Below are 12,742 nucleotides of genomic sequence, written 5' to 3'. Positions count from 1 at the left end.
GGCGGAGCGCGGAGTAGTGTGGACGGTACCGAGGGCATGCCGCACACCGGCTTTCACGCCGGGTCGTTCTCGGCGAGAGATGAAACCCGGGCCACCGCAGAGGCGGCCCGGAGACGGGTCCGCATCATGTCGGCGACCTTGCATCCCACCCTGCCGCGCCCCGAGCCTGTCGCAGCCCCGGCCGCGCGTCTCGCTCTGAAGACCGACGGCGCATCCCGTGGACTCCTGGACGGTGCCTGGTGGCCCCGCTCCCGGGATCTGCTGAGTGAACTGCCCCTTCTGACCGACGCGTTGGATCCCGTGTGGGGGCGCATCACGCGCATCGCCGTCAACCCGAAGTACTGGCCTGTCATCCCCCGCCGGGTTCCCGTGGACGGGCATGTCGTCAGGGTCGGCTGGTTCACCCCGGAAATCGACCCGCACAAGCTGCTGCTGCTCTCCTACGGCACCGGCCGCTGGGACCTGCTGATCATCCCGCCGGAGACGGGGGCGGAGTCGGCGGCCCGGCTGATGGCTGCCGCGTCCGACCACGACGGCCCGCCCCTGACCGCGAGCGCGCTCATCGCCGCGGACGAGGCCCGGCACGGCGTCGCCACGACCGGGGAGCCACTGGACGCGGACGAGGCATGGGAGTACGAAGGCGGCGCCTCCCCCGTGTTCGCGGCCGTCCCGCGACAGCCCGGTCGCGCCGATCGGGCCGGTGGGCCGAGCCGCCTGATCGTCGGACTGTGAGGCGGCCGCCATGAACGCCTTCCTGACGGTCACCGCCTTCATCGTCCTCATCGCGGCTGCGGCATACGTGATCCACCGGCTCAACATCGAGCACGCCGAAAGAATCGCCGTGCACCGGTACAGCACTCCACTGCCCGGCCACCGAGCACGCGCCACGCCGCCGCCCCCGGGATCCCGGTCCGAGTCGCCGACCGCCGGCGAACGGCGGGACCACCGCGACGGGGGCCGTGGCCGTTTCCCGCCGCGTCGCCACCGCGGCCGTACCACTCACCACAAGTGACCAGCCAGTTTCCGTCAGCCGCCTCGCGCACGTGGGCGGCGCAGGCGAAGTGACCGGCTGTGTCAGCCGAAGACCGACGTCGCCGGAGACGTCCAGAACGTCACCGTCGGCCCGTAGGCGCCGTCCTCCTCGTCGCTCACCTCGACCGTGATCTCGCGGTCGGGATAGCGCGTGGAGAGCACACCCTGCCAGGACTCCCCCAGGGCCAGGGCGAGTTGGGGAAGTTCTTCGCCGAGGTGGTCGTCGTCTGTGAGGGGAGTGTTGCCGAACAGGGCCCAGAGTTCGACGTGGTTGACCACCGCTTCGATGCGTTCCCGGTCGCCGTCCAGGGTCGTGAACCAGTTGTCGATGTTGTCCTGGCCGAAGCGGTCCTTGAGGAACACACAGCCCCGGTACTCGACCGTCTCGGGGCAGAACAGCCAGGCGGCGGCCAGGACGAAGCGCAGGCCGCCCTCGAAGTCGAGGTAGTTGGCCGGGGTGAGTTCCTCGTCCTTCCAGTCCGCGCGCCACCGGGTGAAGAACGCCGGCAGCTTCCGGTCGGACCACGACGGCCTGCTGCTGCTCACGGGATCTCCCAGGGGAACGCGGCGCGCACGTCGTTCGATGGGCGCACGAAGACCTCACCGGTCTTCGGGTTGGTGTTACGCACGTACTCTACGACGTGCGGTGTGTCCACTCCGCCGTGCGGACGGCCCTCCAGGTCCACGCGCTTGACCGCGCGCCCCTCGGAGTCGTACGTCGTGTAGTTGGTGACTTTTCCGGTCTGCGGGTCCGTCTTGTAGAGGGTTCCGTCCTTGGGACCGTTCTCCACCGGCAGGTTGTTGCCCGCGCGACCGCCGGTGCCCTTGTACTGCCGGCCGTTCTTGATCAGGTCGGACGCCGGCTGCTGGGTGGAACCGCCGGTTCCCGACCCCTCGCTGTTCATCCGGAGGGGTTCGACCTTGGAGTCGTTCGTGGCGTGCTGGGCCAGGTCCACCGCGCCGGCGCCCGCCAGGCCGACGCCGGTGGCGATCCCGGCGGCGGAGACGACGTTGAGCGGTACGCCGGCGACCGCCCCGACGCCCGTGGCGTCCAGGGCCACGCCGAGCCCTTCACCTCCGGCGCTGACCCCGGCCAGGAGCATGCCGCCGAGCATCGCCGCGCTGTCGCCCGGGTGCTGGACCATGGCGTTTCCGAAGGAGGCGAGGTCGTTGACGACGGTCTTGCCGCCGTCCAGCAGGTCCTCACCCACATCGCCGAAGAAGTCGCCGACCTTGGACCAGAATCCCGGGCGCTCGGGGGCGGCCTCCGTGGCCTTCTTCACCAGCGCGGCAGCGGTGTGCCCCGCGCTGTCCACGTTTCCGCGAGCCGTCTCGAGAGTCCCGCGGGCGGCGGCGCGGTCGGCCTCGCCGGGATCATTGAAGGGGATCTCGGTGGTGTCCCCTTTGCCGCGCGCCTCGTCGACCTGCTGGTCGTGGGCGTTCTTGGCGGTCGCGGTGGCCGACTGCCCGCGCGCGTACCGGGTGATGGCCTCGCCCGCACGCTGCTGGCCCGCGCGCAGTGCGGCAATGTAGTCGTACAGGGCGTTCGCGGCGGCGTGGAAGTTGTTGCCCGCCTCGACCCATCGGGCCGGCTGACCGTGGAAACGGTCACGGAACGCGTCGGCGGCGTCGCCGCTCCAGCCGTTCTCGGTGTCGATCTTCGCGAGTCCCTCGCCGGCCTCGATGAGGACGTCACCGTAGGCGAGCAGGGACTGCGCGGTCGTGGTCAGGGCGTCCGGTGCGCCGGGGACGAGCTCGCGGGGGTCCGACGTCTCTCCGAGCCCGGCCGCCATCAGGACGCCCCCGGGTCGGTTCCGGACGAGGATTTCAGAATGCCCTCGGCCGAGAGCTGGATGTGCTTCTCGGCCGCCTCGTAGCTCTGGACGCAGTGGTTCAGCCGGTCGGAGACCTCCGCACCGTCGGTGGCCAGATGGGAGACTCCGATGTTCCACCGGTCGCAGAAGTCGACGACCGCCGAGGCCAGCGAGTCGTGTCCGAAGGCGTCCTTGGGAGCGTCGATGTCGCTCACCTTCTTGGTGGCCATCGCGTCCAGGGTGGTGCTGATTCCGGAGGCGGCCTTGCGGAGCGCGTCGAGGTCCACGGAGAACCCGTCCGTCATGCTCAACACCCTCTCCCTGCTCAGTGCTTCGAGCGTAGCAACGGGCGCCGTGGCCCAAAGAGGGCACGGATCGGATGATTGCGCAAGCTTTAAACTGTCGGCGTGGAAGCAACGGAGACAGTGGAGACGGCCGACGTGACCGGGTGGGAAGTCGCCGTTCTCGATGGCGGTCCGGCGGACGGCATGCGGGTCAAGGTTGCCGATCGGCCGCGGGTGGTGCAGGTGACGTACCCCTGCCGGGCCGACGGCGCGCCGCCCGGAGTGCGGGTGGAGGGGGTCTACGTCTACCGGCTCGATCACGGGGTGACGGACGAGCCTCTGCGGTACGGGTTCGACATCGCCTGCCCCTGAGGCCCCTCAGTCTCACGGTTGCGCAACTGTGGCTGCCGAGACGCGCTCGTGGCGTGTCCTCGCCGCCGTCAGGGCCACGGCGTACAGGGCCAGGACGGCAGCGAGCAGTCCGTAGTACACGCCGGGCAGGGGACTCAGGCCCAGGGCCGCGCCCACAGGGGACGCGGGGAGCAGCAGACCGACTCCGGCCAGTGCGGCGGCCGACCAGGTCACAGGGCCCGGCCGCCTGCCACCCCTGCCGAAGGACAGCAGCACCATCACCACGGCCTGCGTCAGCAGGTTCTCCGTGAACCAGCCCGAGTGGAACAGCGCCTCGTCGTCGCCGGGGCCCCGCAGCGCGAACGCCAGGACACCGAAGGTCGCCAGGTCCGCCACCGCGTTCAGCGCGCCGAATCCGACGATGAACCGGAGCAACTCCCTGGGGTCCAGGACGCTCGGACGGCGCAGGGCGGACGGGGCGGGACGGTCGTGGGCGAAGGCCAGTTGGGCCGCGTCGAAGCACAGGTTCTGGACGAGGACCTGGGCCGGGAGCATCGGCAGGAAGGGCAGGAGGAGGCCCGCGGAGAGCATCGCGATCACGTTGCCGAGGTTGGAGGAGAGCGTGATGCGCAGATACGTGGCGATGTTGCCGCCCGCGTGACGGCCGGCGGCGACCGCGTGGCCGATCGCGGTGAGGTCCTTCTCGGCGAGGACCAGGTCCGCGTTCTCCCTGCTCACCCCGGCCGCGTCGCGTGGGGCGATGCCTACGTCGGCGGCGCGCAGGGCGGGCAGGTCGTTGACGCCGTCGCCGAGGAAGCCGACTGTGTGGCCGCCGGCCTGGAGGGCTCGGGTGATCCGGGTCTTGTGCTCGGGGGTGCAGCGGGCGAAGACGGTCGTACGGCGGGCCAGTTCGGTGAGTTCGGTGTCGGTGAGGGTGTCGAGGCGGTCGGCGGTGAGGACACCGGTCACTGGGACCCCCAGATCGCGGCAGGCCCGGACCGCGGTGCCCGGGTGGTCCCCGGTGAGGACCTTGACGGTGACGCCCCGTGCGGCGAGCCCGGCGAGGGCCTCGGCGGCGGTGGGGGCGAGGGCGTCCCGGAGGGTGACCAGGCCGCGGAAGGTGAGGCCGTGTTCATGGGGGCGGGCCCCGGCCGGGCGGACGGTGGTGGCGACCGCGAGGACGCGCAGCCCGTCCGCGGCCTGCGTGTCGGCGAGGTGGCGCAGGCGCAAGCGCTCGTCGTCGGACAGGGCACAGCGTTGCAGTACGGCTTCCACGGCGCCCTTGGTGATCTGGGTGTGCGTGCCGAGCCGGCCGGGGGTGCGGACGATCACGGTGGCCAGGCGGCGGGCGGGGTCGAAGGGGAGGGCCGTGATGCCGTCGTACGACATGAGGGCGTCCGCGTCGGCGGCCGCGAGCAGGGCCTCGTCCAGGGCGTCGGGGGCCGGGAGGTCGGCGAGCTGGAGCGACCACCAGGCGGCGGCCGCCGCCTGGTGCAGCACCTCGGGATCGTCGTGGCCCTCGGGGTCCAGCGCGCGGTGGACGACCGGGTGGTCCTGGGTGAGGGTGCCGGTCTTGTCCACGCACAGGACGTCCATGGCGCCGATGTCGTGCAGGGCGGTGAGCCGTCGCACGATGACGCCGTGGGTACGGGCGAGGAGCGCGGCGCCACGGGCCAGGCAGGTGGTGACGAGGACCGGCAGCATCTCCGGGGTCAGACCGACCGCCACGGCGACGGCGAAGGGGAGCGTCTCCAGGCCGCGGCCGCGGAGGGCGGCGTTGGCCATGAGCACCAGGGGCGGCGTCAGCAGGGCGAAGCGGATCAGGATCCAGGAGACGCCCTGGACGGAGCGTTCGAAGGCGGTCGCCGGGGGTTTTCCGGTACGGCGGTGGGCGGCGGCGAAACGGGTGTCGCCACCGGTCGCGGTGACCACGGCGGTGGCGCTGCCGGACGCGACGCTGCCGCCTTGGAAGCAGAGCCGGGGGTCCTGGAAGACGCCGTCGTCCCCCGGGTCCTCGACCGCGGACTTCTCCACCGGCGCGGACTCTCCGGTGAGCGCGGCCTGGTGGACCGTGAGTCCGGTCGACCGCAGCAGTCGTACGTCCGCGGGGATCAGGTCGCCGGGGCCGAGCCGGACGACGTCGCCGGGGACGAGTTCCTCGACGGGGATCTCACGGGTGACCGGGGCCGTGTCTTCGCGCACCCGGCGCTGGACCGTGACGGTGGTCGCCACCAGGCGACGGAGTCCTGCCGTGGAGCGCGCGGCCCGGTGTTCGCCGGAGGCGCGCAGGACGCAGCTCACGACGACGAGCAGGAGGATCACCGAGGCGGTGCCCCAGGCGAAGACGGCGGCCGACACGAGTCCCAGACAGAGCAGCACCGCGGTGAACGGGTCGCGCGCACTGCGGGCGAACAGGCGGGGCCAGGAAGGGTCCCGGGCGTCCGGAATCGTGTTCTCCCCGAACCGCGTCAACCGCTCCTCCGCCTGCGCCTCGGTCAGCCCTCGCGGGCCGGTGTCGAGCCGGCGGAAGACCTCGAGGAGGCCGGCGGCGGGAGCGGCGGGGCCGGAACGGGGGTCTGCCGGGCCGCCGTCCCCGTCCGCGCCGACCACAGAAGGGAGAGCGCGCAGGAGGGGAAGGGCGGGCGAGGGGGTAGCGGCAGGAGTGCCGGAGGCGACCGGAAGTACGGGAGCCGCGGGCGCGGGGGGCAAAGCGTCGGGAGCAACGTGATCACCCGCCGGGCCGGCCCCGGAAACAGACACGGGAGGCGAAGGGTCGCCAGCAGCGGGATCGCCCGTCAGCCGGATCGGAAGAACAGACGCGGAAGGCAAGGGGTCGGCCACAGCAGGATCACCCGACGTCCCGACCCCAAAAACAGACACGGGGAACGAAGGATCGGCCGCAGCAGGATCATCCGCCGCCCCGCCCCCAAGAACAGACGCAGGCGTAGGCGAAGCCGCAGCGAAGGCCCCGGGCGGCAACCTGGGCGGACCCGCAGGCGCAGCCGGGTCAGTCGGCCCAGTCGTTGCCGGACCCGGAACAGCAGACGCAGACATCGGCCCGTCCACCGCACCGGACACAGACGCCCGCCCGGCGGAACCGTCGGACCCGGACGACAGCCGGCCCCCACCGACAGACGCCGACCCGCCCACACCACCACGCCCAGACGCCCGCCCAACGGAACCAGCCGCCCCAGACGACGACCACCCCCCACCGACAGACGCCGACCCGCCCACACCACCACGCCCAGACGCCCGCCCAACGGAACCAGCCGCCCCAGACGACGACCACCCCCCACCGACAGACGCCGACCCGCCCACACCACCACGCCCAGACGCCCGCCCAACGGAACCAGCCGCCCCAGACGACGACCACCCCCCACCAACAGACGCCGACCCAGCGGAATCAACAGGCCCGGACGACGACCGGCCCCCACCAACAGGCGCCGCCCCACCAGGCACAGACATCGCAGCGGAATCAACAGACCCTGACCTCGAGCGACCCGGAACCACAGAGGCATACGCAGACGCAGAAGAACCGTCGGTCTCGGATATCGGCCCTTCCGGAACGGCACCCCCAGCAGGCGCGGCAGACGGTGTTCCGTCCTCCCTCCGCGCCTCCGGCTCCTCAGACACCGGCCTCGCGCAGTCGGTCCGGGGTTGCGGAGGAGGTTTCCCGGGCCGTCAGCTGGCCGACCATGACGCGGACCACGGTCACGATGTCGGGGTCGTCGACGTAGTAGACCTGCCGGCGGCCCTCACGGCGGGAGCGGACGAGACCGGCGAGTTTCAGCTTGGCCAGGTGCTGGCTGACCGCGGGCAGCGCGCCACCGACCCGGTCGGCGAGGTGGGAAACATCGCTCTCGCCCTGGGACAGCGCCCACATGATGTGCAGCCGGGCGGCGGAGGCGAGGAGTCCGAAGGCGGCGGCCGCCTCGGCGAGCACCTCCGACGACGGGTCCTGGAAACCGCCGACGATCTTCGCCACAGCCCTCTCGTCCTCCCGGGTCGAACCGCATCGATCACACCGAACCGCCCGACCAAGTGTAGGGGCGGCGCAGTGATCGTCCCGCTTCGTCCGGTACCGGTCCCTCCCCTCGTGGGGACCGGTACCGGAGGAAGCGAGTGACCGTGGACGGAAATCGACCGAGAACGTGCGGCGCGCTGGGTGGAATGCGGGGCGTCGGGCTGGTGGCCTGTTCTGGCGTCGCCCGATGGCTGAGCCGCTGGGTCATGATCCTGCCAGCCAGGGGGCCCGCAGAGGAGGTTCCGGTGCCAGGAGCAGTGTGTTACCGCAGGTCAGCCATATAAAGTGAGTTTTCCGGTCCGGATTCAACCGCGAGGGAAGTAAGGGGTGGAACCTTGAGTTCCGACTCAGGGGCACGCACGGCCTTCGCGGAACGTCTCGCCCTGTTGTACAGAGAGGCGGGAAATCCACCCCTCAAGCGGGTGTCCGAAGGCGTCGGCCGGCTCCAGCGTGTCGACGAGCGGGGGCGCCCCGTCCGGGTGTCCGCGCAGCGGATCAGCGACTGGCGGCGGGCCCGGAACGTGCCCGCTCAGTTCACCGCCCTCGCGGCCGTGCTGCACATCCTCATTCCCGAAGCACGGCGCATCAGTCCCACCCCCGTCTCGGCCGGACTGTACGACCTCGGTCAGTGGCAGCGGCTGTGGGAGCGCGCGCTGGCTCCGGACGAGGACGAGGGGCCCCAGCCGGAGACCCCCGCCGGGGTCTGCCCGTACCGGGGCCTGGCCTCCTACCGGCAGGAGGACGCCCGCTGGTTCTTCGGCCGGGAGCGGAGCACGGAGGCGCTCGTCAAGCTTCTGCGCTCGGCGGCCGACACCGGCACCGGCGGTCTGGTGATGCTCGTGGGCGCCTCGGGCGCGGGCAAGTCCTCGCTGCTCAACGCCGGTCTGGTGACGGCCCTGGAGGAGGGCGCGCTCGACGGTGACGGCGAGGCCGGCGGCCGCCCGATCCTTCAGCTCGTGCCGGGTGCCGATCCGCTCGCGGAACTGACCCGTCGGATACCCGGGCTGGAAGCCGTTGTGGCCGGCGCAGAAGCCCAGGAACCCGACCGTCCTCCTGAATTCGCGTCCGCCGTCCGGGAAACGGTCGCCTCGTGGGCTCAGCGCGAGGCCGCCACCGCCCGGCCGGTGGTGATCGTGGATCAGTTCGAGGAGGCGTTCACGCTCTGCTCGGACGAGACGGCCAGGCGTACGTTCGTCCAGGTGCTGCACGCCGCCTGCACGCCCGCCGGCCCGGACACGGCCGCGCCCGCCCTCGTTCTCCTCGGCATCCGCGCCGACTTCTACGAGCGCTGCCTCGACCACCCCGAGCTGGCCGACGCGCTCCAGCACCGGCACATGGTGCTCGGGCCGCTGACCGGCGGGGAGCTGCGCGAGGCCGTGACCGGTCCGGCCCGGGCGGTGGGCCTGGAACTGGAACCGGGGCTCACGGAGCTGATCATCCGAGAGGTGAGCGCCGACGGTCCGCGCGGTGGGGGCACCTCCCCTGCCTTTCGGGCCGTGGGGGAGCACGGCGCGGGCGTACTGCCGCTGCTCTCGCACGCCCTGCTCGCGACCTGGCAGCGCCGCAAGGCGGGCCGGCTGACCGTGGCCGGCTACCGCGCGGCCGGCGGTATCCAGGGCGCGGTCGCGGCGACCGCCGAGCGGGCCTGGTCCGGTCTGGACCCGGCGGCGCGTACGGCGGCCCGGCTGCTGCTGCTCCGTCTGGTGCGCCTCGGCGAGGACACCCAGGCCACCCGTCGGCGCGGCACCCGGCGCCGGCTGGCCGCCGAGTCGACGGACCCGGGCAAGACGGAGGAGTCCCTGGAGGCGCTGGTGCGCGCCCGGCTGGTGACGCTGGACGCGGAGACCGTGGAGATCACCCACGAGGCCCTGCTGACGGCCTGGCCGCGGCTGCGCGAGTGGATCGACGAGGACCGCAGCGACCATCTGCTGCGCCAGCGCATCGAGGAGGACGGCCGCTCCTGGGAAGGCTCGAACCGCGACTCGTCGCTGCTGTACCGGGGGTCGCGGCTCGAACAGGCGCGCACGTGGGCGAAGTCCGCCGGGGACACCTACCTGACCCGCAGTGCGGTGGAGTTCCTGGCCGCCTCGGTCCGGCTGCGCCGGCGTACGGTCCTGATCGCCCGGGGCGCGGTGTCGGCCCTGGTCGTCCTCGCGATGGTGGCCGTCGGTTCGGCGGTGGTCGCCTGGCAGCAGCGCAACGACGCCGTGTTCGAGCAGGTCGTCGCCGAGGCGGACCGCGTCCAGTACACGGACCCGTCGCTGTCCGCCCGGATCGACCTGGTCGCACACCGCCTCAGGCCCGACGACGAGGGCACCAACACCCGGCTGATCTCCATCGTCAACGCCCCGCTGGCCACCCCGCTCACCGGACACACCGGTGCCGTCTACCTCACCTCGTTCAGCCCGGACGGCAAGCTCCTCGCCACCGCCAGCTACGACCGGACTGTGCGCCTGTGGGACGTCAGCGACCGCACCCATCCCAAGGCGCTGGGCGAGCCGCTCGCCGGCGGCACGAGCTGGGTCAGCAGCGCGGTGTTCAGTCCGGACGGCAGGACTCTCGCCGGTGCGGGGGACGACGGCAGGATCCGGCTGTGGGACGTCAGCGACCCGCGCTCGCCGAAGCCGCTCGGTGCTCCCCTGACCGGGCACCGCGGCACGATCTACCTGATCGCCTTCAGCCCGGACGGGCGCACCCTGGCCTCCGCCGGTGAGGACAGGACCGTACGGCTGTGGAACATGCGTGACAGGAAACAGCCTCCCGCCGAGCTCAGCGGGGCCGGGGCCGCCGTACGGTCCGTGGCGTGGAGCCCCGACGGGCGCATGCTGGCGGCCGGGGGCGACGACCAGACGATCCGGCTGTGGAACACCACCGATCCGCGCAGGCCACGGCCGTACGACCGGGTCCTGGCCGGTCATGCGGGCCTGGTGCACTCGGTCGCCTTCAGCCCGGACGGGACCGTGCTCGCGAGCGGCAGCGCGGACGACACCGTCCGGCTGTGGGACGTGCACGACCCGCTCGATCCACAGCCTGTGGGCTCGCCGCTGACCGGCCACACCGGTCCCATCTGGTCCGTGGCCTTCAGCCCGGACGGGAGCATGCTCGCCGCCGCCAGCGCGGACAGCACGGCGAGCCTGTGGAACGTGACCGATCCGGCGTACCCCTCGCAGATCGGCGAGCCCCTCGCCGGCAGCAGCGGGGAGATGTACGCGCTGGGCTTCAGCCCCGACGGCCGGACCCTCGCCACCGGCAGCGGCGACAGCAAGGTGCGCCTGTGGTCGATCCCGGCGGGAGACGTGGTGGGCAGCAGCGGGGCGTTCCGACGGGACGGCGAGGTGCTCGCCACGGCCGGGCGGGACGGGCGGATCCGGCTGTGGAACGTGACGGACCCGGCCCGTCCCGTGGCCCTGGGCAAGCCGTTCACACCCGTGGCGCGCGACCCGGACTCCCAGGTGCTGTTCTCCCCCGACGGCCGCACCCTCGCGGTGCTCACCACCGGCCGGGTGCACCTGTGGAACGTCACCGACCCGGCCCACCCCGCCCCCTACGGTCCGGCGCTCGTCCTGCGCTCCCGGTTCATGGGTCCGGACGCACTGGCGTTCAGCCCGGACGGACGCACCCTGGCCACCGCCTACGACAGCCGCACATTCCAACTGTGGGACGTCACCGACCCGGCCCACCCGGTCTCCCACGGCCCGATCGCCGGCCACAGGGGGTACATCGACGGCCTTGCCTTCAGCCCGGACGGCCGGACCCTGGCCAGTGGCAGCGCGGACGGCACGATCCGGCTGTGGAAGGTGACGGACCCGGCCCGTCCGACCCTGCTCCGCAAGCCACTCACCGGGCACACCGGGCCCGTCAACGTGCTCGTCTTCAGCCCGGACGGGCACACCCTGGCCAGCGGCAGCGACGACGACGCGGTCCGGCTGTGGGACGTGACCGACCCCACGCACGCCGAGCAGACGGGCTCGGCGCTCACCGGGCACACCGAGGCGGTCGTGTCACTGACGTACAGCCGTGACGGCTCCACGCTGGCCAGCGGCGGCAACGACAACACGGTCCGGCTCTGGGACGTGGCCGACCCGTCCGCGGCCGGCCCCATCGGGCGGTCGATGAGCCCCAGCGCCAAGACCGGCAGCTTCCTCTCCTTCAGCCCCGACAGCCGCATGCTCGGGGTCTCCAGCGGCGCGGACACCATCCGGCTGTGGGACCTGGACGTCGACGACGCGATCAGCCACATCTGCGCCACGACCCGGAACGTCCTGACCCGCCAGAAGTGGGAGGAGTACCTGCCGCGGCTCTCGTACGATCCTCCGTGCGACTGAAGCGCATTACGTGATCCCGCTCACAACTCCTCCCCCCAGCTGAGCAGTCCGCTCCCGCTGTTCCTGCGGCCTTGTTAGTCTTGGCCACAGCCCGATCGCTGGTGCATCCCCCGTCGCCAGCGGTCGGGTCTTTTCATGCCTTGATCACATTTAGGCTGGGCCCGTGCGCATAACGATCATCACGGCCGTCCACGCCCCGTCCGCCCGCTTCCTGCCGGATGCCTACGCCTCACTGTGCGCACAGGAACTGCCCGGGGGCTGGGAGTGGCGCTGGGTGATACAGGAGGACGGCCGGACGGACGAGGTGCGCCCGTACGTCCCCGACGACCCCCGGGTGACCTTCCGTCAGGGCCGCCCCGGCGGGCCGGGCGTCGCCCGCACCATCGCGCTCGCGCACGCGACGGGGCCGTACGTGAAGGTCCTGGACGCCGACGACCTGCTCACCCCGGGCGCGCTCGCCCGGGACCTGGCCGTGCTGGAGGCCGACCCCGCACTCGGCTGGGCGACCTCCCGAGCCCTGGACCGGCTCCCCGACGGCTCCACGGTCTCCTCCCCCGTCGACCCCGAGGAGGGGCCTCTCACGCCCGGCGCGCTTCTCGCGCACTGGAAGGCCCACGCCCTCCCGATGGTCGTCCCCGGAACCCTGTTCGTCCGCCGTGAGCTGCTGCTCGCCCTCGGCGGCTGGATGGCCCTGCCCGCCTCCGAGGACACCGGCCTGCTGCTGGCCCTGGACGCCGTGAGCCGCGGCTGGTTCACCGCCGAGCCCGGCCTCCTCTACCGCAAGTGGGAGGGCCAGGTGACCGGGCAGGCGGCGCACGTGGACACGGCGGAGCGGGCGGCCCGAGTAGCGGTGACGGAGGCGCGGGCGCGAGCGCTGGCCGCCCTCGACTGGAGCCGCTGACCGGGCTGTCG

General features: G+C 72.4%; 10 protein-coding genes. 5 read left to right on the top strand and 5 right to left on the bottom strand.

The annotated features are described in order from the left end of the window. Window positions 1–18 precede the first annotated feature (18 nt). Entirely contained in the window at window positions 19–732 is a 714-nt protein-coding gene (locus tag QF027_RS26795; RefSeq protein ID WP_307077577.1) for a DUF5994 family protein, read from the top strand. A 10-nt stretch (window positions 733–742) separates the two neighbouring features. Next, a complete protein-coding gene (locus tag QF027_RS26790; protein WP_306978398.1) occupies window positions 743–1,012 on the top strand; it encodes a hypothetical protein in 270 nt (89 codons plus the stop codon). Between the two features lie 62 nt (window positions 1,013–1,074). Here QF027_RS26790 and QF027_RS26785 read toward each other — a convergent pair whose 3' ends face one another. The 3 genes from QF027_RS26785 to QF027_RS26775 are packed head-to-tail and all read right to left on the bottom strand — an operon-like array spanning window position 1,075 to window position 3,151. Further along, window positions 1,075–1,578: a hypothetical protein gene (locus tag QF027_RS26785; protein ID WP_306978400.1), complete on the bottom strand. Its 504-nt coding sequence runs from the start codon at window positions 1,576–1,578 to the stop codon at window positions 1,075–1,077. Next, the gene (locus QF027_RS26780; RefSeq protein WP_307077576.1) at window positions 1,575–2,825 is read right to left on the bottom strand and encodes a putative T7SS-secreted protein; all 1,251 of its coding nucleotides are present in this window, start codon (window positions 2,823–2,825) and stop codon (window positions 1,575–1,577) included. The genes QF027_RS26785 and QF027_RS26780 overlap by 4 nt, the downstream gene beginning before the upstream one ends. Continuing rightward, window positions 2,825–3,151: a hypothetical protein gene (locus tag QF027_RS26775; protein ID WP_307077575.1), complete on the bottom strand. Its 327-nt coding sequence runs from the start codon at window positions 3,149–3,151 to the stop codon at window positions 2,825–2,827. The genes QF027_RS26780 and QF027_RS26775 overlap by 1 nt, the downstream gene beginning before the upstream one ends. Window positions 3,152–3,271: 120 nt before the next feature. Here QF027_RS26775 and QF027_RS26770 point away from each other — a divergent pair, with 120 nt between their 5' ends. Further along, window positions 3,272–3,502 (top strand): hypothetical protein, encoded by a 231-nt coding sequence (locus QF027_RS26770; RefSeq protein WP_266568723.1) that lies wholly within the window; start codon window positions 3,272–3,274, stop codon window positions 3,500–3,502. Between the two features lie 12 nt (window positions 3,503–3,514). On the opposite strand, the gene mgtA is transcribed toward QF027_RS26770, so the two are convergent. After that, window positions 3,515–6,109, bottom strand: a complete 2,595-nt coding sequence (gene mgtA, locus QF027_RS26765; protein ID WP_373432509.1) for a magnesium-translocating P-type ATPase — start codon at window positions 6,107–6,109, stop codon at window positions 3,515–3,517. Window positions 6,110–7,106: 997 nt separating this feature from the next. After that, window positions 7,107–7,466: an ArsR/SmtB family transcription factor gene (locus QF027_RS26760; protein ID WP_306978406.1), complete on the bottom strand. Its 360-nt coding sequence runs from the start codon at window positions 7,464–7,466 to the stop codon at window positions 7,107–7,109. Between the two features lie 374 nt (window positions 7,467–7,840). Between QF027_RS26760 and QF027_RS26755 the strand changes: the two genes are divergently transcribed. Together QF027_RS26755 and QF027_RS26750 are read left to right on the top strand one after the other, a co-directional pair. Further along, a complete protein-coding gene (locus tag QF027_RS26755; RefSeq protein ID WP_307077570.1) occupies window positions 7,841–11,830 on the top strand; it encodes a WD40 repeat domain-containing protein in 3,990 nt (1,329 codons plus the stop codon). 163 nt (window positions 11,831–11,993) lie between these two features. After that, window positions 11,994–12,731 (top strand): glycosyltransferase family 2 protein, encoded by a 738-nt coding sequence (locus QF027_RS26750; RefSeq protein WP_307077569.1) that lies wholly within the window; start codon window positions 11,994–11,996, stop codon window positions 12,729–12,731. The last annotated feature ends 11 nt before the right edge of the window (window positions 12,732–12,742 follow it).

The organism is Streptomyces canus (assembly GCF_030816965.1).
Lineage (GTDB): Bacteria > Actinomycetota > Actinomycetes > Streptomycetales > Streptomycetaceae > Streptomyces > Streptomyces canus_E.
Note: the sequence above shows the minus strand (reverse complement) of the source record. Positions and strands in the feature narration are given on the sequence as shown.